Here is a 25,105-nt window from a genome sequence, read left to right as displayed (position 1 = left end):
GAAGGAGGGGCTGGGCCATGCTAGCTTCCACGCCAAAAACGAGCAAATCGCGAAACGTTGCCGTTACTCTGGCTGTCGTGCTCGTCAATGCGATTTTGCATTCAAGCATTTACCTGTTTCTGCGCGATACGAATTTGCCATCTGTATTATATGCTTTGCTTGCTATCATTTGGGGAGTGCTGGGCGTTTATTCGATTTATTGGTCGTTTAACTGGGCAGTGGAGCAATATCCAGACATCTGGAAGCGGCGCATCCAGCCCTTTATTTTCGTAGGACCGGCAGCTTTGCTGCTCGGATGGCTGCTGCTCATTCCGACGCTGCGCACCTTCTATATGAGCCTTATGGATGCGGGCACGGAGAAGTTTGTCGGCCTCTCCAATTATGCCGCAGTTTTTACGAATCGCTTGCTGTTAACGGCGCTGCGCAACAATTTGATGTGGGTCGTTTTTGGCGCTACCGCCTGTATCTGCTTAGGGCTGCTGATTGCCGTGCTTGCTGACCGCAGCAGCTTCGAGAAGCTGGCGAAAGGCATCATCTTTATGCCAATGGCGATTTCGTTCGTCGCTGCCGGCGTCATTTGGAAATTTATTTATTTCTACAAGCCGGGTGATGAGCAGATCGGTTTGCTCAATGCGATTGTGGTCGCCTTCGGAGGGGAAGCGCAGGCTTTCACCAGCATGCTTCAGCCCTGGAACAATCTTTTCCTCGTCGCCATTCTGATTTGGATGCAGACGGGGTTTGCGATGGTGCTGTTCTCGGCGGCGCTCAAGGGCGTGCCAGAGGATATGCTAGAGGCGGCGCGGATTGACGGCGCGGGGGAAATTCGTATTTTTCGCAGCATCATTATTCCGGCCATTTCAGGAACGATTTTGTCGGTATCGACGACGATTATTGTATTTACGCTGAAAATTTTCGATGTCGTCATGGTCATGACTGGCGGGCAATACGATACGGAAGTGGTGGCGACGCAGTTTTACCGCCAGTTTTTCATGTATCGCAATGCAGGCTACGGCTCAACGCTGGCGATTGTGCTGCTCATCGCGGTTATCCCCGTCATCATCATTAATTTGCGGCAGTTTCGGAAACAGGGGGGATTCTGATGAAGCGGACAAGGAAAAAGACGATGTCGAAAACGATCGTCAACGTCATACTCGCTTTTATTTGCTTCATCTGGCTTATTCCGACGGTAGGCCTCTTGGTCTCCTCGTTCCGGCCTGCGGTTGATATTTTGCAAACCGGCTGGTGGACGGTATTCCCGCACCGTGATTATGTCACGCAATCGACGATTACGCTGCCGAAGGAAACGGATTTGCGCCAGCCGATTGAGGTGAATGGCGAGCTGTTTAACGATGATCAGCTGCGCAGCGGCGTCACGGCGCAGGATGGCAGCAGGCTCATTTGGGAAAACCGCCGGGCGCGTACGATCCAGGTGCAGCAGCCGGACTGGAAGGTGAATACGAACTTCACGCTGGAAAACTACAATGGCGTGCTGACGGGCAAAAACTTTGAAATTATGCAGGCAGATGGCACGCTTAGATCGCAAAAGGGAGAAGGGCTCTCCAAAGCCTTTCTCAATACGATGGTTGTGACGATTCCATCGACAATTATTCCGATCCTAATCGCGACATTTGCTGCTTATGCTTTTGCATGGCTGCGGTTTCCACTACGGCGATCGATGTTTGTCGCCGTTATTATGATGCTCGTTGTGCCGCTGCAGGTTGCGCTCATCCCGATTTTGAAGGATTACACGGCACTTGGCCTCAATGGCAGCTACCTGGGCATATGGATTGCGCATACGGGCTTCGGCTTGCCGCTGACGATATATTTTATGTATACATTCATTAGCCAGCTGCCCAAAGATCTGTTCGAATCGGCGTTTATGGACGGAGCTTCGAACTTCACGATTTTTACACGGCTCATTCTGCCATTGTCGGTTCCAGCGATTGCGTCCATTGGCATTTTCCAGTTTCTCTGGGTTTGGAACGATTATTTAGTGTCCTTGGTGTTCATCGGCAGTCAGCCGGATGTGCAGGTCATGTCTATGCGAATTGCCGCAATGGTAGGGTCAAAAGGAAGCGACTGGCATCTGCTGACGGCAGCTGCATTCGTCTCGATGCTAATGCCGCTAACCGTATTTTTCGCCCTGCAAAAATATTTCGTCCGCGGCTTATTGGGCGGCTCGGTGAAAGGTTAGGCAGCGAGTGGCGCCTCTCCTTCAAGAAACCCGTGCGTATGCCCGAAAGATTGGGTACAATAGCTGGGTAGGAGGAGATTGAGGATGTCAGATATTACATTTTTGCGCAACTTCCCCTTTTTTGAACATATGAATGATTTGGAGCTGGCGGCAATCGCTCCGCTGTTCGTGACGAGAACCTTTGCCAAAGGCGCCCAGCTGTTCTGGGAGCAGGATGAAGGCGATGAATTGTATATGATTAAAGCCGGAGCCGTACAAATTTACCGTCATGAGGAGGATCGCGAGGTTATCCTCGCCATTTTCCATGAGGGGGACTATTTTGGCGAGATGGCGCTGATCGACAGCACAAAGCTGCGTTCTGCCTCAGCGAAAGTATTGGAGAAAAGCACGCTTTATGTGCTGAAGCGCGAGCAGTTTTTTGGGCTGCTGAAGGAAAATCCGGGCATTGCGATTCATATTTTGAGCATTACGCTGGAGCGTCTGCGCAAAGCAAATGAGCTTATTACCGATTTGACGATTTCGAATGCGCGTACGCGCATATCGCGGCTGCTGCTGCGGCTGTCGGATAAATACGGAACGACGATTGGGCTGAAGCTGACGCATCAGCAAATTGCTGATATGACGGGGACGGTGCGGGAGACGGTAACGAAGGTGCTGCTTGAAATGCAAAATGAAGGTTATATTCGCATTGTGAGCAAAAAAATCAGCATTTTGGACAAAGAGCAGCTGCAAGTCATCGGCGCCATCCAGCAGGATGGCCGGCTGAACGCTGAGGGCCCTATCGCTCAGGAAGGCTGAATGCAACTATTTTTTCGAAAATGTAATTTGGATTACATTTTTTTGCGGGAGAAGTTGTTATGATCTAAAAGAAGAAGATAATAATAATGACGTGATGTCATCCTCTCGTTTATTCATTACCTATTCATTATGCGCTTCTGAGCGAAGCGCCCTCTCTATTAAGCAAGCATGATGCCTTGCTAGAGGCCGCCCTGAAAGTAGTGTTTCACTACTGGGAGGGTGGCCTTCTTTTTTATTCCTGCTTAACGGATAGATGCTGGCTGCCATTGTTTACGGTAGGCAAGCGGCGTCACACCTTCCCTCGCCTTAAACAGGTTGATAAAATGGCTGACGTTGTCGATCCCTACGAGCGGGGCAATATCGGCTACAGGCTGATCCGAATACTTCAATAGCTCCTTTGCTTGTGAAATACGAATGCCAATGACGTATTCGTGGGGAGAGAAGCCTGTATAGCGCTTGAATTGCTTGGCAAGATGGTATTTGCTCACCGCATGCTGGCGTGCCAGCTGGTCGAGCGTCATTTTCTGGGCATAATGCTGTTCGAATTTTTCAATGATTGCCGCAATATAGGGCGGAGGCTCTGTGCTCAGCAGCTCCGGTTCATGCGCGGCAAGCAGTATCTCGGTTAGAAGCTCAGCAAGCAATAGCGAGCTGGCCAGCTCTGTGCGTATGCTTTTTTGCCGATTCATTTGCAGCAATTGCGTAAGGCAAGCCTGAATCCGGCACTCTGGCCGAAGCGTAACAACTGGAGAGCCGCTTGCAGCAAATTGCTCATAGTAGCCGCATGTGGTGCTGCCGTTGAGGTGTACCCATAAAAGCTCCCAATTGCCGCCCGCAGCGGAATCTGCGGCATAATGCTGGTAGCTCATGCAATCGATGAAAAACAACTGATGAGGCCGCAGCTCATAAGTAATGTCACGGTACGTCAGGCGGCCTGCACCCGCTAAAGTATAGACGAGCAGAAACGATTCAAGCTGCTCCCGCTCGGTATAGTAAGGGGCGAAGGCCTGAAAGTGTCCGATTTCCTGAATGTAAAAAAGAGCGGATTTCGCGAATGAGGATGGTGTAGCGGCTAAGCGGACGGATTCAGGCGTCCAGGCATGAATGGCTTTTTCACGATAAGCAGACATGGACGAAGGCCTCCCCAAGATTCTATTATTTTTGCACAACTTTGTTTGATGTTTATTATATTGTAAGCCTTTACAATAGTCATATAAAACATGATTGCAGCTGAGAGGATGATCCGTCATGTCACTGCTGACACCGATTAAGCCTGCCCGCAAACCGAGAATTGGCATGTATTCTGTTGGCCTGCGCGCGTATTGGGAACAGTTCCCCGGCCTGCGCGAGCGTCTTGAGCAATATGGGGCATTTATTGAGCAGAAAATCGCCCAGTGGGCCGATGTATTTAATTATGGTCTGGTGGATACGGAAAGCGAGGGGCGCAGCGCGGGAGAATGGCTCAATACGCAAAATGTAGATTTAGTGTTTTGTCATGCCGCTACGTATTCAACCAGCTCGACGGTATTGCCTATCCATCAAATCAATAAAGCGCCAGTCGTGTTTCTTAATTTGCAGCCGACCGAGCGAATGAATTATGAAGGTTCAACGACAGGAGAATGGCTGGCGCACTGCGGCGCTTGTCCGGTTCCGGAGTTTGCTAACGCGTTTAATCGTGCCGGTATACCATTTAAAGTTGTAAATGGCTTGCTGGGACTAGATTATACACCGGATATTTCACTGACGAATGAGGTAACGAGCGGGCGTAAGGAAGCTGTTCGCGCCTGGCGTGAGATTGAGGAATGGGTAAGGGCGGCGGGTGTTCCGCGCACGCTGCGCCATAGCCGCTTCGGTTTTCTTGGCAATACGTATAGCGGCATGCTGGACATGTATAGCGATTTTACGATGCTTCAGGCTCAGACCGGCCTTCATATAGAGGTGCTGGAAATATGCGATTTGGATCGCATGCTAAGGTCGGTTACGCCGCAGGAAACGAAGCGCAAGCGGGATGAAGTGCTGGCGATGTTCCAGCTCAGCGGCGATTCTCCTTCTGATCCGATTGCCAGAAAACCGACGGAGGAGCAGCTTGAATGGTCGTGCAAGGTGGCGGCAGCGCAGGAAAAACTCGTACGCGAATATGATTTGGATGCGCTAACCTATTATTATCATGGTGCGCCGGGCGGTGAATACGAGCAGCTGCAAGGCGGCTTTATTGTGGGGCATTCTTTGCTGACAGCCAGAGGTATTCCTTGCTCGGGAGAAGGAGATTTGAAGACGGCCGTCGCTATGAAAATATGCGATATCCTCGGCACAGGCGGCAGCTTCTCGGAAATTGTGGTCGTCGATTACGTTGATGAAACGATTTTGCTTGGGCATGATGGACCGTTTCATATTGCCATATCTGAGGGAAGACCTGTATTGCGCGGCATGGGGCTCTATCATGGCAAACAGGGAACAGGTGTATCCGTTGAAGCGAAGGTACGTACGGGACCGATTACGACGCTGAACTTGACCCAGACAGGAGATGGCAGGCTTAAGCTGATCAGCAGCGAGGCGGAGTCAACCAATGGACCGATTATGCGTATTGGCAATACGCAGACGCCAGTAAAATTCAAGCAGCATCCAGACGATTATATGACGGCATGGTTTGCCGAAGCTCCGACCCATCACTGCGCCATGTCGATTGGACATAATGCCTCGCTGTTCAGCAAGGTTGGGGAGCTGATGCAGATCAAGCATGTGGCGCTGGGTTAGACGTTAGCTAAAAAATATTCAGCTGCTATGACAGTTGCGCTGTTTCTTAGCAACAGCAGCTTTCTTGCTTATCCTTGCTTTTAAAGGCGTACAAAATAAAGGAGCCATCCCTGAGGAGGCTCCTTTATTTTGTACGCCTAATATTCGAACACCAAATTATTATATGCCTATGAATGAAGGAGCGTTAAGGTTAAGCAGCAGTGCGATTAAACTTTCGGCGCCTCTAGCTGCGCCTTAATGCCTTCCTTCGCCTCTTCAGCCTTCTCTGATACTGAACCAATGATATGCTCGGCGCTTTGCTTTGCATGGTCGGCTACGTCGGAGGCCTCATCGCGAACCGTAGTGGCGAGGCTTTGCGTTTTGTTGCCTATCGTAGAAACGAGATCGCTAGTTTTCTCGCTAATGTTGGAAGCTAAGCGACCCGTTTTTTGGGTTAAATCTGAGCAGGTATTGGAAAGAGATTTTCGCAGCTCGGAGCCTGTTTTTGGAGCAAGCAGCAGGGCCGACAAAGCACCGAGCGCACCTCCAATAAGAATTCCCGCTAGCAGTCCGTTTGATTTTGCTTCATTTACAGGGTTTGACATATTAATCCTCTCCTCTTATCTGGTTATCGTCTCTCATGTCACTAAGTAACCTCCCTAGCCGTTTTTGAAACAAGCTTTAATATGTGAAGTGGCAATCGAACAATGCGGAGGGATCATTTTATATAGGAATGGAATGGCATTATCGTTTATGATATAACTACTAGAGCGTTTCACTTTGAAAAAAAAGGTTGATTAAGTTGTAGCAACGAAAGGAGCGCGAACATATGCGAATTGCAATTGTGGACGACAACGCTACTAATTTGCTCATAATAGAGAAAATACTGCAAAAAGCCGGATACACGAAATTAGCAACAGCCTCCTCAGCGATGGAGCTGTTTGATATTTTGGAGCTAGATGAGCCGAATGCGACGGAACAGCCGGTTTCTCTCATTCTAATGGATTTAATGATGCCGGGCATCGATGGCATTGAAGCGTGCAGGCGTATTCAGGAAAGCGAGCGCTACCGCGATATTCCGGTTATTTTTGTTACGGCGCTCGGGGATTCCAACAAGCTGGCGGAAGCGCTGGACGCGGGAGCGATCGATTATGTCATGAAGCCGATTAATAAGGTCGAGCTTCTGGCTCGCATTCGCTCAGCACTTCGTCTTAAATATGAAAAGGATTGGCATAGGGAGCGCGATCAGCGAATTTCCTTCGAGCTGAATTTGGCGAAGCAGGTGCAGCGCAGCATATTAAGCGATCCGATAGACAATGAGCGGGTAAAAATCGATGCTATTTATCGGCCGTCCTCTGAGCTGGCAGGCGACTTTTATGCCTGGTATTGCTTAGGCGGCGGAAAATATGGCGTGATTTTGCTTGATATGATGGGCCATGGCATTTCTTCCTCGCTCGTGTGCATGTATATTTATTCGGCCCTGCAGGATACGATCAAAAGCATTTCCGATCCCGAGCTCGTCGTGCTTGAGCTGAACCGGAGAATGATGCAGCTGCAAGGCTCGAATCAACTGATGAACTATTATTTTACCGCTATCTATTATGTGCTGGACACGAAGGAGCAGACGATTGAATATGTCAATGCCGGGCATCCCGCTGGCATCGCCTTTGTGGATCAAAAACCGCAGCTGCTGACGGAAGGCTGCTGCGCCTTAGGATTTTTTGATAACATTGAAGTGAAGAAAGGCAGCATTTCTTATCGCAACCAAGTGAAAATCGTGCTTTATACCGATGGTCTGCTGGATCAGCTCGCCAAAGGACAAGAGGATGACGTTCAGCAGCTGCAAGCAAGGCTGGGTGAAGATGGGGAACAGCTTGAGGATCATGTGCTGAATTTGTTCGAAGGTTTAGGACAGGTGAGCCAGCAGGACGATATATGCCTCGTTACGGTCGAAACAAAAGTGAAGGCGTAATAGATAATACGAGCGAGATACTAATAGAAAGAAATGATAGGCCCAAAGCTGGCAGCACGCTTTTACGGAAAAATAATTTTGAAATCGTTGCTCGCCAGCTGTTTCAATCAATCCCAAACGGTTTAATATAAGGATATCTGACTATTTCAGCAGATGCTGGTTTTGTTATGAACAGCATGATCGGCTGCATATCCCTTCATTGTAAACGTAGGCATGATAAACGTAATAGTCGCTTTCATCCCGCAAGTGGCAAGCAGGCAGCTGATCTTCCAGGCCCTCAGTTCTCCGCTTGTGCAGTGACGGTGTTATTGATATGATCTACTTAAAATTTGCCTTGGGAGTGTGTTCAATGACGTTAAACAAATTTCAGGCAGTTATTCATGAAACGGATAGCGCGATAATTGTACAAGTAGGCGGTGAGCTTGATTTGGCCGCAGCGCCTGAGCTGCGCTCCCTGCTCGAAACGGTTGTCAATCGTACAGAGAAAACGCTGGTTCTTGATACGGAACGCCTTGCTTATATCGATAGTACAGGTATCGGCATCGTGGTGTCGGTCATTAAAGCGCGTGATGAGAAGAAAGCCGAATTTATCGTTAAAAATATTCCAAGAAGCATTAAGCGGCTATTTGATATTACAGGCATTTCAGGTTATATCAACGAAGGGACCGTAAGCTAAGCATGAAGCGTATTGTGATGCAAATACCGGCGGACGCACAATATTTGGATATCGTGAGGCTTGGCCTGTACGGTATTGCTTCTAAAATGGGTTTTTCGTACGAGGATATCGAAGATATGAAGGTTGCTGTGGGAGAAGCTTGCAATAACGCTGTTTTACACTATACGCCACATCAAGCGGGCGAGCGGGAGGCGGCCGATGCTGTTCAAGCAGCTGAGGACGAGCTCCAAATTATAGTTGAATTTGAAGTGCTGCCAGACAGCTTGACGATTAAAATTACGAATAGCGGAGCAGGCTTTGAAGCTGGCGCCTATATGGAAAAGGCAGGGCCGCTCGAAGGTGAAGATACGAGCGGTTTGGAGGTTGGCGGACTGGGCTTGTATTTAATGCAAGCGCTAATGGATGAGGTTAATATACATTCCGCCGAATGTACGCAGGTTGTCATGACCAAGCGCCTTCTGCCGCTGCAATAACACATAACCACGACTAAGGCATGGGACGCCCCAGCAAGTCGTGGTTTTCTTTTTTTATATCGCTGGCCAGCTGCTGTTTCATTCCTTGTGGAGCAGGGTAACTTAAACGTAACAAGAAGCACAAGGAAAGTAAGGGAGGCTATGATTATGCTATGGGAAATAGGGGTTTTGATAGCAGCAATTGCTTTTGCAATACTCGTTTATTATGTGATAGAGGCGCTTAGATCGCTTAAGTATTCTCTAGATGAGATGAGGGTAACTTTAGTCGAAGTGAAGCATGAGATATCGGCAATCGGTACAGAGGTGAAGGGCGTCGTTCAAACGACAAACTCTGTTGCAGATGATGTAAATATGAAGCTCAAATCGCTTGATTCGCTGTTTGGCTCGCTGGATGATGTAGGCCATGTCGTTCAGGAAGCGACCTCTGCGGTTAAGGAATCGGCTGTCGCACTCATTTCTTCTGTGAAAACGGGGCAGAAGCTGCGGCAAGAAAGAGCCGTCGTACAAGCCAAAGCGGAAGCAGCAAGGCCGAAAGTGGCAGTGAATAGCACGAAGACGGAATTAATTGCCCAAGGAGCAACGCTTGCGGCGAAGGTGCTGCAGATGCTTGTAGAGCGTAAAGCCAATACGGCAGCAGCAGACAATGTATCCAGGCCAGTTGCTATGCATAATACAGCTTCAAGCAGACAGTAAACAGATCATTTGCAGCATGACGTACAGAACTTAACATTTTACTGTAGAAAGGAAAGAATGGCTGATATGAAAACATCGGTGCAGTTGACAATTCCAGCGGAGGCAGATTATCTCGATATCGTAAGATTGACCTTATATGGTCTTGCCGTTAAATTAGGTTTTGAATATGAGCAAATTGAAGATATGAAGGTAGCTGTGGGCGAGGCGTGCAATAACGCGATTATACATGGTTATGAGCATCGCGGCTCGGGCGAGCTTCATGTGAGTTTTGAACAGCAGCTTGACGGCTTGAAAATTTGTGTTCGTGACAATGGAACCAGCTTTAATTACGAACAGGCTGTTAACCGTACAGCGGGAGCGCTTCATGCGACGAGGCTTAGCGAGGCTCCAATTGGCGGACTTGGTCTGTATATGATGCAGGCGCTCATGGATCATGTGGAAGTGAATACGACTAGCGGTACGGAGGTCATTCTTACAAAACTGCTTGGCAGAAAAGAGGAGATGGCATGAGTACAAAACCCTCCTCCAAAGGTCCAAGCGAAATCGCCGCATTCATGCAAACCTACCGTGATGAAGGTTGTAATGAAGCGGCTACGGCGCTTCTGGTGCATTATGAGGATATCGTTCGGATGGCTGCTGGCAAAATGTCTCGCAGCCGCCCGGATTTATATGAGGATTTATATCAGGTAGGCCAGATGTCGCTGCTTCGGCTCTTTAAACAATACGACCCTTCAATCGGTATTCCGTTTGAAGGTTATGCGATGAAAAGCGTCATTGGCAATTTGAAAAATTATTTGCGTGACCGCTCTTGGTATATTCAAGTTCCTAGACGTGTGAAGGAAAAGGGCAGCATGCTTCAGCATGCGATTGATGAGCTGACGGTAAAGCTGGAACGCTCGCCGAAAGTGGAGGAAATCGCCGCCCATCTGGAGCTTACGCAGGAAGAGACGATTGAAATTTTGGCTGGACGTGATTATTACCATTACACTTCGCTTGATACACCGCTGACGAGCGAAGGGGATGGCGCTTCAATTGGCGATCTCATTGCGAACCCGTCCGATGAATTTAAAGCGCTTGATATGAAGCTGGATATAGGAGAAGCAATGAAAAGTCTCAAGGAAGAGGAACAGACCGTCATCCATCTAATCTATCAGGAAGGCCAGTCGCAGCGAATGATAGCCGATAAGCTGGGCGTTTCGCAAATGAGCGTTTCCCGTATTCAGAAGCGTGCGATTGAGAAGCTGCGGGCATGGCTGTAGGTTTCTCCGCGTGCCTCGTTTCCTTGCCATACTCTTAGCAATGATGATAGAGTTGTAGGGATGGTGGGAATGGAGGAATGACTTATTTGGCGTTCGATGCGCTTTACGATAAGAGCGAAAATCTTATTAGGCTACCTTAGCATTCTATTATGCTTAGCTGTTGCGATTGTCATTATTGTAACCCGGATAAACGCTTTGCAGAGCGAAATCAATTTTGTCGCTGATCATGATATTGCCGTTCATGAAATGGTCGATCAGCTTGAAATCAATATGCTGGATATGCAAAATGGGCAGCGGGGCTACGTCATTAGTGGTGACGAGAAGTATTTGGTTCCCTATAACGATGCCAATTTAGTATGGGGGAGCAATTATAATACGCTGCATGAGCTATTGAGTGATAATCCTGCCCAACAGGCCAATTTGGAGGAAATTAAAGGGAATATTGAGCAATGGGGCAAGTTTGCAGGTCAGCCCGTTGTTCAACTGCGTAAAGAAAACAAGATGGATGCGATCAGGACCTATTACGCGAGCGATTTGGGCAAGGAAATTGTGGAAAAGGTTCGTACCCAGCTGGATCAGCTTCGTACTTCGGAGAAGGAGCTTACGAAGCAAAGGGTGGAGACGCTCTCACAAAATAATGTCAATTTGCAATACGTATTATTTATTGCATTTGCGTTAGTGACGATAAGCGCGATCGCTGCTGCTATGTTCGTCTCAGGCGCCATCGTTCGTACGATTAGGGATGTCAAACATACGATTCGCAGCATCATTGCTTCAGAAGGCGATATTAATGAGCGTATTCGCGTGAATACGAAGGATGAAATTCGCGAGCTGGCCGAGGCGACCAATGAATTGCTGGACAACGTCAATGAAGAAAGCTGGGTACAGAAGCGTACCGTGGAGGTAGCGGATATGTATCAGGGCTTTAAGCATATTGCTGATCTGTCCGAAGCGTTTGTCTATCAAGTAACACCGATGCTGGATGCTACTTATAGCGCCATTTATTTGCGCCATGTCCAAAATGGTGTGACTACCTATGTGAAAACGGCTTCCTTTGCCGGACATGACCATGCAATAGAAGCAGCTGTAAGCTTCAAGCCTGGAGAAGGTATTGCAGGCCAATGTGTCGTTGACAAACGGCTGTATCATTTGACAGATTTGCCGATGGGATATGTTAAAGTCCGCTCTTCCTTAGGCGAGGCTTCTCCTCGCAGCTTGCTTGTGGCTCCTGTTTTCTTCGAGGGTAAAGTATTGGCGGTTGTAGAGTTTGCCTCTTTAGGAAGCTTCGAAGATAAGCATCTTACGCTTATTAAAGCGCTGCAGGAAAGCCTTGGCGTAGCTATAAACAGCGTCGTAGGCCGTATGGAAATCGAGCGTCTGCTCAATGAATCACAAATGCTGACCGAGGAGCTGCAGGCGCAGTCCGAGGAATTGCAGGCACAGTCTGAGGAAATGCAAATGCAGCAGGAGCAGCTGCGCCTGACGAATGACTATTTGCAGGAGCAGCGGGACTTGGCCGAGCAGCGCAATACCCAGCTGGAGCAGACGAAGCATGAGCTTGAGGATTATTCCGAGAAGCTTGTGCAGAGCTCGCAGTATAAGACGGATTTTCTGGCCAATATGTCGCATGAGCTGCGTACGCCGCTTAACAGCATTTTGATTTTGTCGCAGATGCTTTATGAGAATGAAAATAAGACGATGACGGAGGAAGAGCAGCATTATTCCCACGTCATCCATTCGGCGGGCAAAGATTTGCTTAGCCTGATCGACGATATTTTGGACTTATCGAAAATCGAAGCCGGCAAGCTGGAAGTGACGATCGATGATGTCAATATGACAGAAATTCCAATGCTGATGCGCCAGTTATTCGATCCCGTAGCGGAGAAAAAACAGCTTTCCTTCGTTACTGTCTTCGATGAGCAAGCACCGCCTATTATCTCGACGGATGGTCACCGGTTGCAGCATATTTTGAAAAATCTGCTGTCCAATGCGTTTAAGTTTACAGATAGCGGTTCCGTGCGCCTCAGTATTTCTTCTGTGGAACAAGCACGAATGCTGGAGCTGTATAATGGCGAGGCGCCATCCGATACGATGATTGCCATTTCGGTAACCGACAGCGGTATTGGCATTTCGCCAGACAAGCAAGCCATTATTTTCGAAGCGTTCCAGCAAGCCGATGGGACGACGAATCGCCAATATGGCGGTACGGGTCTAGGCTTATCCATCTGCCGTGAATTTACCCGCCTGCTTGGAGGCAGGCTGCAGCTTGAGAGCGTGGAGGGCGAGGGAAGTACATTTACATTGTATTTGCCAAGCTTAAATGAAGAGTTTGCAGCGTTCAGCCAGGAAATGCTGAATAGCCGTGATCAGTCGGCGGCTGGTGCCAATACCGTAATATGGCTTACATCTGATGATGCTGGAGGCGACTCTAAGAAACTGGAGGATGAAGTGCTTAGCGAGGAAGAGGCGGCGCAGCTAAAAGCTCATATAGAGGATACGCGGCTGTTTGAGGGGAAAAGGGTGCTGCTCGTTGATGACGACGACCGCAATGTATTTGCGCTCAAGACGGCGCTTACCAGTAAAGGGGTTATTGTAGAATCGGCCAGCAACGGCAAGCTCGGCCTGGAGCTTTTGAATAAACAACCTGATTTTGATATTATTCTTATGGATATTATGATGCCGGTTATGGATGGATTGGAAGCTATACGCAGCATTCGCAGCAATCCGGTGCTGAAAGAGCTGCCGATTATTGCGCTCACAGCGAAAGCAATGAGAAATGATCGGGAGCGCTGCATGCAGGCGGGCGCTTCGGATTATATTAGCAAGCCGCTCCAAATAGAACAGCTCTACTCGCTGCTGCGCGTATGGATGACGAAGCAGGAGGGCCGATGAATCAAGAAGTGGAGAACGTAGAGCTGGAATTATTTTTAGAAGGCATCTACCGTTATTATGGATTTGACTTTCGGCATTACATTCGTTCGTCTCTCTTGCGCCGGATTCAAAATCGGTTGCGTATTGAAGGCATTCCTACGATTACAAGATTGCTTGATCAGGTGCTTCGGGATAAAGATATGCTGGACAAGGTGCTGCATGATTTCTCCATTAGAGTAACCGAGATGTTTCGGGACCCTGGGTTTTTCCGCGCCTTGCGCCAAGAGGTGATTCCTTATTTGCGAGGGCTTCCGGAAATAAGAATATGGCATGCTGGCTGTGCGACAGGCGAAGAGGTTTATTCTATGGCGATTTTGCTCAAGGAGGAAGGCCTCACGCAGCGCAGCAAAATTTATGCGACCGATATGAGCGAGAGCGCGATTGAGAAGTGCCAGCGCGGCGCATATCCGCTAAAGCAAATGCAAATTTATACGAAAAACTATATGGAAGCGGGTGGAATGATCGCCTTTTCCGAATATTATCAAACGGATCATCAATTTGCTTATTTTTTGCCGGAGCTGCGGGATAATATTATGTTCGCCCAGCATAATTTGGTGACGGACGGCTCGTTCAATGAATTTCATCTAATCATTTGCCGCAATGTGATGATTTATTTCGACACAACCTTGCAGCAGCAGGTCCATAAGCTGTTTTACAGCAGTTTGGCGGCGGAGGGATTTCTTGGATTGGGAAATAAAGAGTCCATTGTCCAGCTCGATAAGCATTTGCAATATGTCGAATTTAATCCGAATGAGCGGATCTATCGCAAAGCAACATTAGGCGGAGAGGCCGCAAAATAGGCTTTATAATGAAAAGAGCGGCTTGTCTGCTCTTTTTTTGTGTTATATAATTTTTTTGCCAATAGGTAAAAAAGGCAGGGATGCTATCAAAGATTGTCGAATACTTTAGGAGAAATGGGCTAGTGATGAATTTTCGAAGCTTTGAGGTGCAGGAATGAGAGAAGTATTGAGATACGCAAGGTTCATCGTATTATTCTTCGTTTTATCCATCTGTTTAATGGTCCCTCGAGCTTTTGCGAGCCCTCCTCCTCCACCAATAACATATATTGATCAGTGGTATATTCAATGGCTAGATGAGGCAAGTCAGGAGCCGGTGCTCGCAGATGTGATGGATCAGGAGCACAATGATAGATGGATCTTGGCAACAGGCAATGATCGGCTAACCGCTAAGCCGGAAGGCTTTAACTCCGCCTGGATCAAGATTGAGGTTCCTGAGTTGAATTGGGAAAACCCAGGTATAATGCTGGACGTGAACTTTGCGCAGCAAATTCGTATTTTTAATGATGGTTATCTTATTTATGAGGATGAGCGAAACTACGGTTATGAGACGAACAATATTTTGCTGAAGCTGTCTCCTCATTATTACAATAAGCCGATATACATTTATCTAAAAGGCAATGCAGATGCAAGCTCGCTCGGAATCGATGGGAGCGTGAAGCTTGGCGATTTCCAAAGCATGAATTCTAAATATTTGCAGAAAAATATTTTGGATATTATTTTAGGCGGCACGCTTGTATTTGTATCGATTTCATTGCTAATATGCATGCTGTTTGTGAACAAAATATATTGGCCAGGCTGGAATTCGTTATGTCTCCTCATGCTGTCGATTGGGGTAATGACATTGACGATTTCCCCGTATTTGTATGCATTTTTCGGCAAATCCAGCCGGGTGTATTATTATTTGTTTGATATATCCTCGACGTTTATTATGACCTGGATCTTTTTATTTTTTGAGCAAATTATTAGTAAAGGCACAAGCCGGATCTTAAAATATTGCTTGCGTGTCCAATTAGTCATCTCTATTGGCAGCTTCGCATGGCTGCTGCTGAGCGTCCTGCTAGGCGGAAGGATCTTGCATTATTATGAGAGCATCGTCCCACTCATCTTCGCTTCGTCCGTCATGATCGGCAATATCATTTTGATCTCGGTGCTTGCTTTTTATTGTGTGAAGCGAAACCGGGAAAGCATTATTATTTCGGCAGGCTTTGCGCTGTTTGCGCTAACCGTAGTGTCCGAACTGGTCATTTATTTTACGCAAAAAGATTATGAAATGTTTTATTGGAAATGGGGAACGCTGTTTTTCCTCTTTTCTTTAATTGTGGTGTTGATCCGGCGGATCATTAATAATTATGAGCAAATGCTGCTGTACTCCCGAAAGCTGGAAGTCTTCAATAATGAGCTGCAGCGATCGGAGAAAATGGAAATTATTAGCCAGCTCGCCGCCTCGGTTGCACATGAAGTGCGCAATCCGCTGCAGGTGACACGCGGCTTTCTCCAGCTAATTGGCCATCGTTCCGCTGACCAGAAGGATAAAAACTATATGCTGCTTGCTATCGACGAATTGGATCGGGCTTCCAGCATCATTACGGACTTCTTGACCTTTGCCAAGCCTCAGGTTGAAATGACGACGATATTGAATATAGCCGAGGAATTGGGACAAATTGAAGCGATTTTATCTCCGCTAGCTACAATCCAAGGTGGAGAATTGCGGGTAGAGTCGAATTTTGAACTGTATGTGCGGGGGAATTCCTCTAAATTCAAGCAAGCGATTATTAATATTGTGAAAAATAGCATCGAAGCGCTGCCGACAAAGGGAAGCATCGACATTATTGCCTATCAGGAAGATTCTACCGTCATTATTCGCATTAGCGATAATGGAGTCGGGATGGAAGAGAGCGAGCTGGAAAGATTGGGCGAGCCGTATTTCTCCAATAAGTCCAAAGGTACGGGGCTTGGGCTGATGGTGACCTTCCGCATTATCGAAGTGATGAACGGCCGGATCTATTTTAACAGTATTAAAGGAGTAGGCACGGAAGCGTTCGTAAGTTTGCCTATAGCAGAAATTCAATAAAAGCGCCTTGCCGTCCCGGCAGGGCGCTTGATTTATGACTGTACGTAGAGGTTTACTTCCAAGGTGGTGATGCGACAGCCGGTTGGGAGCTATCAGCAGGGCTGACAGGAATAACGAGATAGTAGCTGTTAGTTTGTTCTTCTACTGCTTTTACTTCAACGCCTTCTGGAATTTCAACTTGAAACGCCTCTTTAATAGCGGCACGTGGATCAGCAAGGAGCTGCTTCTTGAAAGCCTCATCTTCCCATGCTTTCTGAATAATTTGCTGTCGTAAATTGTTTTCGCTGCTCATACTTTTCCACCTTTCTAGTATTATGTATAAGTTCCATTTACATATTGTAACATGAAATTTCGACAAAAACTACTATATATTTTCAGAAAATAGTGATGAAAATTAGATTATTTTGGCTAAAATCGTCATGTTAGTGTTTGGAAAAGTCCGCCTTCCATCTGTTTTTGTCGAGCCAGCTCTATATTTTGGGCATCATTTGCGAGGGATGCGGTGATGGTGGCATGAAACGCCAGCAAATGACAAGCCTTAAGGCCTAATTGTTGATGGGCTTGCTCAAATTGGCAAGCGAGCTTCGCATAGTCCGTTAGTAGCCCCTGTACATATATTGCTTTCCTCATTTTACTGACCGTAATAGGCGACTGCTCCGGCCATTTATCCATGAAAAACGCTAGTAATCCGTTATAGCTTCCATCTGCCAAATCAGCTTCCCAATCCGTCCAATCATCGGCCATCTGAAGCGCGACGAGTACATAATCAACAGCTTGTTCCACTGCTGGTATGAAGGCATGCTGACCAGAGAGGAGCAAGGCTCCGGTGCTGGCTATTTTCACAAGTGACGACTTTAAAGCGGTGCGAAGCGGATCGGTATTAAAATAATCTTCAGCGGACTCCTGGGCCACGCCAACCGACCAATCGGCCATGTAGCGGTCGTAATACTCCCAAAACCTAGAGTCAGAGGTGTGAAGACGGTGCAGAACACCGTACATCTGCGTATAAAATAAATGGCTCAAAGCCAGCTTCTGTCTGCTCTCCATACTCCCCGTATCCATCACTTCATCCACGATGAAAAAATGCAGCATGCCGAATACATTGGCAAGCGCAAGCTGCTCGCATTGCTCCTCGGTCACAGAGGCCATTTCCGTCATCCAATAGGGCAGCAAATAGCCGATATAGTTCTGGTTGCCGCTGCGATGCAGAGGATTAATATGCGTGATATACGCTTGTCCCGTTTGATTTAGCGGTTCGGGAAATTTTGCGGTTATTTGCTGTGCTTTGGTGAAAACAGCTTGCAGACTGGATTCAAAAGGAGTGATAAATGGCATGGGATCATAGTCCTCTTATCTTGATATAATAGGCTTAAAGGCTTATAAAATAATATGTTTTCCAGTATTATACTTTGTTTTGGCGGTTGAAGATAGAGGGGAAGTTAAGTAAAATGTAGAAACTTGGAACTTTTTTATGGAAAAACGATAAAAAGAGCGCGGCGATTGCCGAAGGGAGGCGCGAATGGGACAAAACGGGCTTTTAATGAAACCAGTCGTTCCGATTTTGCGAATTTTTGATGAAGCACATGCTAAAGCGTTTTATATGGATTTTCTCGGCTTTCGGCTGGATTGGGAGCATCGTTACGAGGCGAATTTTCCATTGTATATGCAAGTATCTAATGGCTGCTGTGTGCTGCACTTATCCGAGCATCATGGCGACAGCTGCCCCGGCGCAGCTATTCGTATTGAAACGAGCCAAATTGAAGCCTATCATACCCGTCTGCTGGAAAAAGAGTACCGTTACGCCAAGCCTGGACTGGAACGAACGCCATGGCACACACTCGAATGCGTCGTGACGGATCCGTTCGGCAATCGGCTGCTTTTTTATGAAAACCAAATGAAATAAGCCATACAAGCGGGCCTGAATCATTCCGCCGTATGGCTTTTTCTATTTAGAATATAACGGCGACAGCCAGTCAGCGATAATGTTCATCCAGCTTTTGCCGCTGCAGCAGCACGCGTGCCTCATCAGCTGGAATCGGGCGCGAGAACAAGTAGCCTTGCAGACGCTCGCATTTGAGCTCGGCCAGCATTTCCAGTTGGGACACGACCTCGACCCCTTCGGCCAAAACATCAAGCTGGAGGCTGTGGGCAAGCCTGATGATGGAATGGACAATCGATATATCAGGCGTGACGTTGATCATATCGCGAATAAAGGACTTGTCGATTTTCAGTGTATCAATCGGGAGCTTTTGCAAATAATGCAGCGAGCTGTAGCCTGTTCCAAAATCATCAATGGCGATGCTCACGCCGAGCGTCTTGAGCCGGTTCAGCTTGTTGATGACCTGGTCGGCACCTTGCAGGCCGATGCTCTCGGTAATTTCCAGCTCCAGCAAATGAGGAGGCAGCTTCGTTTCGAATAAAATATGCCGGATCGTCTCGAATAGGCTGTCATCCTCAAATTGCTTCATTGATATATTAACCGCAATTGTTACCGGCATCAGTCCTTCATCTATCCAGCGCTTCTGCTGCTCACAGGCTCGGCGCAGCACCCATTCGCCGAGCTGGATAATCATTCCTGTTTCCTCAGCCAGCGGAATAAACTCCAACGGGGAAATGAGTCCCCGCTCCGGCATGTTCCAGCGGACAAGCGCCTCAAAGCCAGAGATTTTCCCTGTGCTCGCTTCAACCTGCGGCTGATAAAACAGAGTCAGCTGCTCCTGCTCCAAAGCGATCGCGAGCTGCTTCTCCATCGTAGTGCGGCGAACGATAGATTCATTCATTTCCGAGGTGAAGAAGAGATAGTTGTTTTTCCCCTGCTCCTTCACTCGGTACATGGCGATATCAGCAAACTGAATCAGCTGCTCGGACGATGTGCCATGGTCGGGATATAGGCTGATGCCGATACTTGCTGTGGATAGCAGTCGATTGTTGTCGTAGATGATGGGTACGGCGATTTCGTCAAGTATTCTTCCTGCCAGCTGCTCGGCCTCTTGGGCCCCTGCATGATTCAGCAAAATAATAAACTCATCTCCACTGAGCCGGGCAATCGTGCCGCTGTCTCCCACGCACTTGCCCATACGCAGCGCGGTTTGCTCCAGCAAAAAATCGCCAGCCCGGTGGCCAAGCGTATCATTAATGAGCTTAAAGCGATCCAAATCGACGAAAAGCACGGCGAATTGCCTGTCGATGCATGTGCTGCATTGCGCCAAAGTTGCGGTCAGCGTCTCGAAAAACGAATGGCGATTCGGCAAGCCCGTCAAGGAATCGAAATAAGCGATGCGGGAAATCGTCTCCATCGATTGTTTTTGCGCGGTCACATTTTGGGCCACGATGTAGAAGCCGGCGAGCTGCTCCTCGACAATAATGGGGATAACCGTTGCGTGCAAATAAACAAGCTCGCCCGTTTTATTGGTAATCGACGTTTCCTGATGAATGGTCCGTCCTTCATGGACTTTCTCGAGCAGCTGCTGAAGCTGCCAAGCCTCCACATCGTTGATCAATTCGCCAACCGAATGGCCGATAAGCTCAGATGCGCAGTGGCCAGTGACCGTCTCAAAGGCCGAATTGACGCTCAGCAGCGTCCCTTTCAAATCAAACCACAGAACCATATCCGGATTATGCTCAAAAAGCGATTTAAAGCGCTGCTCGCTTACTTCCAGGCGCTTCTCATGCCATTTGCTGAGCGTAATATCGTGGACGACGAGCATAAAGCCGAGCGGCATCCCTCGAAAGGAGCGAAGCGCCTTGCCGACGATTCGCACGATGCTTCCGGCTTTTCCTTCGCCTGGCTTCAGCCACAGCTCTTGGACAATATCCTGCTCCCCTTGCAGCAAGCGGTTCAGGGGCTGCTGATCAGAAGGGAGCGGTATAGCCCCGTTTATTTTAAAATAAAGCGGGTAAATGCTGTCCTTAGCTGCCGCTGTAGCGAGAAAACCGTATTTTTCCGCTACGTGGTTGCTCATAACGAGTTGTCCATCTGTATGATAAATGACGATGCCTTCATTCATATGATTAAAAAGCAGCCTGCTTATCGGTCGTATAAGCTTGCCGATACCAGGCCGATAAATGGTTTTTGCAATATGTTGGGTGATAGACAAGGGCTGCTGACACTTCCTCATGAGGTTAATTTAAGTTTATGTTATGTTCGTTGAGAATAATTGTCAACGATTTCCCTCCTGCTGGTCGCTTGCTTAGAAAAGCGGAAAAGCTAAGTGCCATCATTGCCATAAAAATATAATTGACAATGATTCTCAATAGGAATATACTTCGCAATAGAATAAATTCACACGACGTGGATCATTAAAAGGGGATATTTCGAATGAACTGGAAGTTAATCGCAATTTCATTATCTTGTGCAAGTTTATTAATTCTTTCGGCTTGCGGATCTGATACTGCTACCAATACAAAAACAGACAATGGGGCAGCAGCAGCAACGAATACAGCTGCAGAATCGCCGGCAGCGTCGGAATCTCCAGCTGCTACAGTAGCGCCTGCCACGGAAGAGGAATGGCGGCCTGTTCTTGATGAATATCGCGCCTTTACGATTAAAGAGGCGGATTCGCTCGTTATTGAAACTGAAAAATTCGTCAATGCCGTTAAAGCGGGCGATATCAGGGCGGCGAAGCAGCTGTATGCGCCATCGAGAATGTATTATGAAAGAATCGAGCCAATTGCTGAAGCTCTGGGCGATTTTGACCCGCATATTGATGCCCGTGAAAATGATGTCGACGAGAAGGAATGGAGAGGCTTCCACCGCATCGAGAAAATTTTATGGGAAGAAAATACGACAAAAGGCGCTGAAGGTTATGCCGACACGCTGCTTGAGGATATCAAGCTGCTTCGCGCTTTGATGGAGACGGTTGAAATCGAGCCGAGCCTGCTCGTTACGGGAGCTGTTGAGCTGCTGAACGAAGTATCCTCCTCTAAAGTAACCGGCGAGGAAGAGCGTTATTCGCATACGGACTTGTATGATTTTGTTGCGAACGTGGAAGGGGCAGAGAAAATTTATGAGCTGCTTCAGCCGCAGCTGAACAAGCATGACGCCGCGCTGGAAACGTTGATTGGCACAAGCTTCAAAAATCTTGATGATGCGCTTGCTGTTTATAAAGATGGCGATGGCTATAAATCTTATCTGGATTTGAAAGAAGAAGATACGAAGAAGCTGAGCCAGCTGCTCGACGCTTTGGCAGAACCGCTTTCACAAATGGGCAAAATTTTGGGGGCTTAATGTTATGAGTTCTACTACTAACAACGATGACCAACAGAAGCATAATCAGAAGCAGGCTGGCGACAGCGTGCTGGAAAAACCGATGAGCCGCAGGGATTTACTGCGGCTCATGGGCGTTGGTGGGGCTGGTTTGCTGGTCGGTGCGACTGGCGTAGGCGGCATCATGCAGGCAGCGAGCAAAAGCCTGTCCGTCGCAACGACGACAGGGGCCGAAGCGGGAGCAAGTGGAGATTTGCTGCCGTTTTATGGCGCTCATCAGGCAGGCATTGCGACGCCGTCACAGGATTTTATATTATTTGCCGCTTTTGATCTGACGGCAGCTTCAATAGATGATGTGCGTACATTGTTTCAAGCATGGACAGCCGCATCGGCTGCGATGACGCAAGGAACGATGATTGGCACGGACAATAACAATCTGAATCTGCCGCCATCTGATACGGGCGAAGCCGCAGGCCTGTCGCCTTCCAAAACAACGATTACGTTCGGTGTTGGGCCGAGCTTTTTTGATGGACGCTTCGGGCTGTCAGGCAAGAAGCCATCGTCGCTTGAGGACCTTCCGGCATTTGGCGGCGATGAGCTGCAGCCTGAATGGTGCGGTGGCGATATTGGCGTGCAGGTGTGCGCGAATGATATGCAGGTCGCTTTCCATGCCATTCGCAATTTGACGCGTATCGCACGGGGCAAGGCGGTGCTGCGCTGGACGGCAGAAGGGTTTCAACGCACCTCTGGCGCCGATAAGCAGGGCGCGACACCACGCAATTTAATGGGCTTCAAGGATGGTACCGCGAACCCGGATACGAGCGATGAGGCACAGATGAAGCAAGTCGTCTGGGCTTCGGCTGATGACGGCGTGCCGTGGATGGCGGGCGGAAGCTATATGGTCGTCAGACGAATCCGCATGCGGGTAGAGGTGTGGGATCGCTCAACGCTGTCTGACCAAGAGGCAACCTTCGGACGACACCGGGAGAGCGGTGCTCCAATTGGCAGCCTGAAGGAGTTTGACACCGTTGATGTTAACAAAAAGGATGAGAGCGGCAAGCCGGTCATTCCAGCTAACTCGCATCTGGCACTTGCTAGAGGGGACGGCTCTTTGAAAATATTGCGCCGCTCCTACTCCTACTCCAGCGGTCTGGACAATCGGACCGGACAGCTGGATGCGGGGCTGCTGTTCATTTGCTATAACCGCGATACGAGCAAGCAGTTTATCCCGATGCAGACGAAGCTCAGCCGCATGGACAAGCTGAATGAATATATCGTGCATACGGGCAGCGCCGTGTTTGCTTGTTTCCCTGGCGTTAGCGAGGGCGGCTATATTGGAGAGACGTTATTGTAGCGGGAGAGAGGGGAAGCGGCATATGGTTTTAGGTAGAAGCCGTTACAGCATAGGCTGGAAGTGGCTGGGCATTATCGTCATTTTGGCGGCGATAGCTTTAGGAGCGATCGGCGTAAGGCCAGCTTTTGCAGAAACGTCCAGCGATTTGGATAAGCTGCTTCCGCTCGTTGGCGGAGCGCTTGCGGCGGCAAGCCAGAGCGACTGGGAGCAGGCATCCGGTCATATAAAAGAAGCAAATGAACGTTGGAAGCAGCTAAACGTGAAAAAATCAGATTTATCAGCCGATGTCGATTCCGCGCTGGCTCATGCGATCGTGCTGTTGGATGAGGCAGACAACAAGCCGGATGAAGCCAAAGCTTCCTTATCCGAGCTGGCGAAAGCGATTAATAAATATGTGAAAAGCGTCCAGAAGGACGATCAAGCTAAGCTGACCGGCAAGGAAGCCGCGAAGCAGCTTCTGCCTATGGCAACGAAGCTGCTGATCGAAATTCAAGGGGAGCAATGGGTGAAGGCGAGCGCGAATTATAAGACGATTAACGATAATTGGCTGACGATTGAACCTGCGATTCGCTCGGAAAACTTCACCGTTTACGGCAAGCTGGAGACGGCCATGAGCATGATCCGAATTGCGCTTCAGGCCGAGCCGCCGCGTGCGGAGCAAGCCGAGACGGAAACGAATGCGATGATTCAACTGATTAATGACTACATTGCTGGCAAAATCGATGCAGCCTCTGCACCTGCGGAAAAGCTGGGTATTGCTGACCTGATTGCGATCGTTGATAAAGCGGCAAAAGACATAGCCGCAGGCAATTTGAATGAGGCCGATGGCCAAATGCAAGCCTTCATTTCAAAATGGCCTTCGGTCGAGGGGCAGGTGCAAATTCGCTCTGCTGATGCTTATACGAAAATCGAAATTAAAATGACGGCGGTATCGGGCTATTTGCTCTCCAATCCGCCAGTACCAGATAAAGCCCAAGCGGTAATTGCCGAAATCAGAGAAATACTCGCTCCGATGGTGGAGGAAACGCGTTATACCGCTTGGGACGCTGGAATGATTTTGCTCCGCGAGGGGCTTGAGGCGATTCTCGTGCTTGCGGCCCTGCTGGCTTATTTGAAAAAATCGGGCAATGAGTCGAAGCGCGTCTGGGTATGGTCCGGCGTCTGGGTCGGCCTGCTGCTGAGCGCTGTTATGGCTGTGCTGCTCACCTATGCGATTGCTCAGGCGGCGGCTGGCAGCGCGCGAGAAGCGATTGAGGGCATCGCCGGTCTTGTTTCCGTTATCTTGATGATCACGGTCGGTAATTGGCTGCACAGCAAAGCGAATTTGCGCAGCTGGAACAGCTATATTGACAACAAGATGGGCAGTGCCATTGCGCGCGGCAGTCTGTGGTCCCTGTTCGCTGTATCGGCGCTTGCCATTATGCGGGAAGGGGCGGAGACGACGATTTTTTATGTCGGCATGGCACCTTCCATTGATCCATTACAAATGATTTTAGGGATCGGCGTAACGTTTCTGCTGCTCGTGGCGATTGCTTTCGTCATTATTCGCTTCAGCACGAAGCTGCCCATTCGCCCGTTTTTCATTGTGGCATCGGTGCTCATTTATTATTTGGTGTTCCGTTTTATGGGAGAAAGCATTCACTCGCTGCAGGTCGCTGCCTGGCTGCCTACACATGCGGTAAGCGAGCTGCCTGCTATAGGTTTCCTTGGTTTTTATCCGACGCTGGAGACGGCGCTTACGCAGCTTGCGGTATTGCTGGTCATTATCGTGATGTTCGTGTGGCAGCAGGTGAGAAGAAAAGCTTAGTTAGCCATTATAACTATTTTGCGAACAATCTAAAGCGGATGCTTGCCTTTGTGGCGGGCATCCGCTTGCTGTTTGGCGTCATGACTATTGGTTTAATAGGTAATATGATAAACTAATAACAACCCAGATAAAGGTGGA

At 48.5% G+C, this 25,105-nt stretch carries 23 protein-coding genes; 18 read left to right on the top strand and 5 right to left on the bottom strand.

Annotation, left to right across the window (positions count from 1 at the left end):
- Positions 1-17: 17 nt before the first annotated feature.
- The 3 genes from AC50X8_RS22420 to AC50X8_RS22410 all read left to right on the top strand — a co-directional run bounded on the left by AC50X8_RS22420 (position 18) and on the right by AC50X8_RS22410 (position 2,992).
- A complete protein-coding gene (locus AC50X8_RS22420; protein WP_056037197.1) occupies positions 18-1,100 on the top strand; it encodes a carbohydrate ABC transporter permease in 1,083 nt (360 codons plus the stop codon).
- Positions 1,100-2,194: a carbohydrate ABC transporter permease gene (locus AC50X8_RS22415; RefSeq protein WP_056037194.1), complete on the top strand. Its 1,095-nt coding sequence runs from the start codon at positions 1,100-1,102 to the stop codon at positions 2,192-2,194. The genes AC50X8_RS22420 and AC50X8_RS22415 overlap by 1 nt, the downstream gene beginning before the upstream one ends.
- An 84-nt stretch (positions 2,195-2,278) precedes the next feature.
- Positions 2,279-2,992 (top strand): Crp/Fnr family transcriptional regulator, encoded by a 714-nt coding sequence (locus AC50X8_RS22410; protein WP_494881585.1) that lies wholly within the window; start codon positions 2,279-2,281, stop codon positions 2,990-2,992.
- A gap of 242 nt (positions 2,993-3,234) precedes the next feature.
- On the opposite strand, the gene AC50X8_RS22405 is transcribed toward AC50X8_RS22410, so the two are convergent.
- Positions 3,235-4,122 (bottom strand): AraC family transcriptional regulator, encoded by an 888-nt coding sequence (locus AC50X8_RS22405; RefSeq protein WP_494881583.1) that lies wholly within the window; start codon positions 4,120-4,122, stop codon positions 3,235-3,237.
- Between the two features lie 118 nt (positions 4,123-4,240).
- Here AC50X8_RS22405 and AC50X8_RS22400 point away from each other — a divergent pair, with 118 nt between their 5' ends.
- Positions 4,241-5,746, top strand: coding sequence for an L-fucose/L-arabinose isomerase family protein (locus AC50X8_RS22400; protein WP_056037185.1), 1,506 nt, complete (start codon positions 4,241-4,243; stop codon positions 5,744-5,746).
- 206 nt (positions 5,747-5,952) lie between these two features.
- On the opposite strand, the gene AC50X8_RS22395 is transcribed toward AC50X8_RS22400, so the two are convergent.
- Complete coding sequence (locus AC50X8_RS22395; RefSeq protein ID WP_056037182.1) at positions 5,953-6,330, bottom strand: YtxH domain-containing protein; 378 nt, start codon at positions 6,328-6,330, stop codon at positions 5,953-5,955.
- Positions 6,331-6,554: 224 nt separating this feature from the next.
- On the opposite strand from AC50X8_RS22395, the gene AC50X8_RS22390 reads away from it, so the two are divergent.
- From AC50X8_RS22390 to AC50X8_RS22350, 9 genes are all read left to right on the top strand, one after another.
- A complete protein-coding gene (locus tag AC50X8_RS22390; protein ID WP_494864164.1) occupies positions 6,555-7,697 on the top strand; it encodes a PP2C family protein-serine/threonine phosphatase in 1,143 nt (380 codons plus the stop codon).
- 349 nt (positions 7,698-8,046) lie between these two features.
- A complete protein-coding gene (locus AC50X8_RS22385; protein ID WP_056037176.1) occupies positions 8,047-8,373 on the top strand; it encodes an STAS domain-containing protein in 327 nt (108 codons plus the stop codon).
- 2 nt (positions 8,374-8,375) lie between these two features.
- Positions 8,376-8,846 (top strand): ATP-binding protein, encoded by a 471-nt coding sequence (locus AC50X8_RS22380; RefSeq protein WP_494881580.1) that lies wholly within the window; start codon positions 8,376-8,378, stop codon positions 8,844-8,846.
- A 147-nt stretch (positions 8,847-8,993) separates the two neighbouring features.
- On the top strand, positions 8,994-9,539 hold the full coding sequence (locus AC50X8_RS22375; RefSeq protein ID WP_494881578.1) for a DUF948 domain-containing protein: 546 nt from the start codon (positions 8,994-8,996) through the stop codon (positions 9,537-9,539).
- A gap of 57 nt (positions 9,540-9,596) precedes the next feature.
- A complete protein-coding gene (rsbW, locus tag AC50X8_RS22370; protein ID WP_056037167.1) occupies positions 9,597-10,049 on the top strand; it encodes an anti-sigma B factor RsbW in 453 nt (150 codons plus the stop codon).
- A gap of 44 nt (positions 10,050-10,093) precedes the next feature.
- A complete protein-coding gene (locus AC50X8_RS22365; protein WP_237163518.1) occupies positions 10,094-10,798 on the top strand; it encodes a sigma-70 family RNA polymerase sigma factor in 705 nt (234 codons plus the stop codon).
- A gap of 96 nt (positions 10,799-10,894) precedes the next feature.
- Positions 10,895-13,690 carry a CHASE3 domain-containing protein gene (locus AC50X8_RS22360; RefSeq protein ID WP_494881576.1) on the top strand — a complete coding sequence of 932 codons (2,796 nt, stop codon included), beginning with the start codon at positions 10,895-10,897 and terminating at the stop codon, positions 13,688-13,690.
- Positions 13,663-14,529, top strand: coding sequence for a CheR family methyltransferase (locus AC50X8_RS22355; RefSeq protein ID WP_056037160.1), 867 nt, complete (start codon positions 13,663-13,665; stop codon positions 14,527-14,529). Before AC50X8_RS22360 ends, AC50X8_RS22355 begins: the two co-directional genes overlap by 28 nt.
- 328 nt (positions 14,530-14,857) lie before the next feature.
- The gene (locus tag AC50X8_RS22350; protein WP_494881574.1) at positions 14,858-16,600 is read left to right on the top strand and encodes an ATP-binding protein; all 1,743 of its coding nucleotides are present in this window, start codon (positions 14,858-14,860) and stop codon (positions 16,598-16,600) included.
- 52 nt (positions 16,601-16,652) lie between these two features.
- On the opposite strand, the gene AC50X8_RS22345 is transcribed toward AC50X8_RS22350, so the two are convergent.
- Both AC50X8_RS22345 and AC50X8_RS22340 read right to left on the bottom strand, forming a co-directional pair.
- Positions 16,653-16,892 carry an NHLP leader peptide family RiPP precursor gene (locus AC50X8_RS22345; protein ID WP_494881572.1) on the bottom strand — a complete coding sequence of 80 codons (240 nt, stop codon included), beginning with the start codon at positions 16,890-16,892 and terminating at the stop codon, positions 16,653-16,655.
- Between the two features lie 125 nt (positions 16,893-17,017).
- Positions 17,018-17,935: a hypothetical protein gene (locus tag AC50X8_RS22340; RefSeq protein WP_494881570.1), complete on the bottom strand. Its 918-nt coding sequence runs from the start codon at positions 17,933-17,935 to the stop codon at positions 17,018-17,020.
- A gap of 184 nt (positions 17,936-18,119) precedes the next feature.
- Between AC50X8_RS22340 and AC50X8_RS22335 the strand changes: the two genes are divergently transcribed.
- Positions 18,120-18,503, top strand: coding sequence for a glyoxalase superfamily protein (locus tag AC50X8_RS22335; protein WP_056037147.1), 384 nt, complete (start codon positions 18,120-18,122; stop codon positions 18,501-18,503).
- A 70-nt stretch (positions 18,504-18,573) separates the two neighbouring features.
- On the opposite strand, the gene AC50X8_RS22330 is transcribed toward AC50X8_RS22335, so the two are convergent.
- Positions 18,574-20,697 carry a putative bifunctional diguanylate cyclase/phosphodiesterase gene (locus tag AC50X8_RS22330; RefSeq protein WP_494881568.1) on the bottom strand — a complete coding sequence of 708 codons (2,124 nt, stop codon included), beginning with the start codon at positions 20,695-20,697 and terminating at the stop codon, positions 18,574-18,576.
- Positions 20,698-20,918: 221 nt separating this feature from the next.
- Here AC50X8_RS22330 and efeO point away from each other — a divergent pair, with 221 nt between their 5' ends.
- From efeO to AC50X8_RS22310, 4 genes are read left to right on the top strand one after another with little or no spacing between them, the layout of a single operon-like run.
- Positions 20,919-21,827 (top strand): iron uptake system protein EfeO, encoded by a 909-nt coding sequence (gene efeO, locus AC50X8_RS22325; RefSeq protein WP_494881566.1) that lies wholly within the window; start codon positions 20,919-20,921, stop codon positions 21,825-21,827.
- 4 nt (positions 21,828-21,831) lie between these two features.
- Positions 21,832-23,160: an iron uptake transporter deferrochelatase/peroxidase subunit gene (gene efeB / locus AC50X8_RS22320; RefSeq protein WP_494881564.1), complete on the top strand. Its 1,329-nt coding sequence runs from the start codon at positions 21,832-21,834 to the stop codon at positions 23,158-23,160.
- A 22-nt stretch (positions 23,161-23,182) separates the two neighbouring features.
- Positions 23,183-24,967, top strand: coding sequence for an FTR1 family iron permease (locus tag AC50X8_RS22315; protein WP_056037139.1), 1,785 nt, complete (start codon positions 23,183-23,185; stop codon positions 24,965-24,967).
- Positions 24,940-25,083, top strand: coding sequence for a hypothetical protein (locus AC50X8_RS22310; protein ID WP_494881561.1), 144 nt, complete (start codon positions 24,940-24,942; stop codon positions 25,081-25,083). Before AC50X8_RS22315 ends, AC50X8_RS22310 begins: the two co-directional genes overlap by 28 nt.
- The last annotated feature ends 22 nt before the right edge of the window (positions 25,084-25,105 follow it).

The sequence above is a fragment of the Paenibacillus sp. JT22N15 genome (assembly GCF_059383755.1).
The sequence above is the reverse complement of the archived record's forward strand: the minus strand, read 5'-3'. Positions and strand labels throughout refer to the sequence as shown.

Bases quoted from the DNA above. Each gene is read 5' to 3' on its own strand.
- AC50X8_RS22390 (WP_494864164.1), top strand. From the start codon at position 6,555: ATGCGAATTGCAATTGTGGACGACAACGCTACTAATTTGCTCATAATA.
- AC50X8_RS22375 (WP_494881578.1), top strand. From the start codon at position 8,994: ATGCTATGGGAAATAGGGGTTTTGATAGCAGCAATTGCTTTTGCAATA.
- AC50X8_RS22395 (WP_056037182.1), bottom strand. From the start codon at position 6,330: ATGTCAAACCCTGTAAATGAAGCAAAATCAAACGGACTGCTAGCGGGA.
- AC50X8_RS22410 (WP_494881585.1), top strand. From the start codon at position 2,279: ATGTCAGATATTACATTTTTGCGCAACTTCCCCTTTTTTGAACATATG.
- AC50X8_RS22385 (WP_056037176.1), top strand. From the start codon at position 8,047: ATGACGTTAAACAAATTTCAGGCAGTTATTCATGAAACGGATAGCGCG.
- AC50X8_RS22345 (WP_494881572.1), bottom strand. From the start codon at position 16,892: ATGAGCAGCGAAAACAATTTACGACAGCAAATTATTCAGAAAGCATGG.
- AC50X8_RS22315 (WP_056037139.1), top strand. From the start codon at position 23,183: ATGGTTTTAGGTAGAAGCCGTTACAGCATAGGCTGGAAGTGGCTGGGC.
- efeO (WP_494881566.1), top strand. From the start codon at position 20,919: ATGAACTGGAAGTTAATCGCAATTTCATTATCTTGTGCAAGTTTATTA.
- rsbW (WP_056037167.1), top strand. From the start codon at position 9,597: ATGGCTGATATGAAAACATCGGTGCAGTTGACAATTCCAGCGGAGGCA.
- AC50X8_RS22340 (WP_494881570.1), bottom strand. From the start codon at position 17,935: ATGCCATTTATCACTCCTTTTGAATCCAGTCTGCAAGCTGTTTTCACC.
- efeB (WP_494881564.1), top strand. From the start codon at position 21,832: ATGAGTTCTACTACTAACAACGATGACCAACAGAAGCATAATCAGAAG.
- AC50X8_RS22380 (WP_494881580.1), top strand. From the start codon at position 8,376: ATGAAGCGTATTGTGATGCAAATACCGGCGGACGCACAATATTTGGAT.
- AC50X8_RS22365 (WP_237163518.1), top strand. From the start codon at position 10,094: ATGCAAACCTACCGTGATGAAGGTTGTAATGAAGCGGCTACGGCGCTT.
- AC50X8_RS22400 (WP_056037185.1), top strand. From the start codon at position 4,241: ATGTCACTGCTGACACCGATTAAGCCTGCCCGCAAACCGAGAATTGGC.
- AC50X8_RS22420 (WP_056037197.1), top strand. From the start codon at position 18: ATGCTAGCTTCCACGCCAAAAACGAGCAAATCGCGAAACGTTGCCGTT.
- AC50X8_RS22405 (WP_494881583.1), bottom strand. From the start codon at position 4,122: ATGTCTGCTTATCGTGAAAAAGCCATTCATGCCTGGACGCCTGAATCC.
- AC50X8_RS22360 (WP_494881576.1), top strand. From the start codon at position 10,895: ATGCGCTTTACGATAAGAGCGAAAATCTTATTAGGCTACCTTAGCATT.
- AC50X8_RS22355 (WP_056037160.1), top strand. From the start codon at position 13,663: ATGGATGACGAAGCAGGAGGGCCGATGAATCAAGAAGTGGAGAACGTA.
- AC50X8_RS22335 (WP_056037147.1), top strand. From the start codon at position 18,120: ATGGGACAAAACGGGCTTTTAATGAAACCAGTCGTTCCGATTTTGCGA.
- AC50X8_RS22350 (WP_494881574.1), top strand. From the start codon at position 14,858: ATGGATCAGGAGCACAATGATAGATGGATCTTGGCAACAGGCAATGAT.
- AC50X8_RS22415 (WP_056037194.1), top strand. From the start codon at position 1,100: ATGAAGCGGACAAGGAAAAAGACGATGTCGAAAACGATCGTCAACGTC.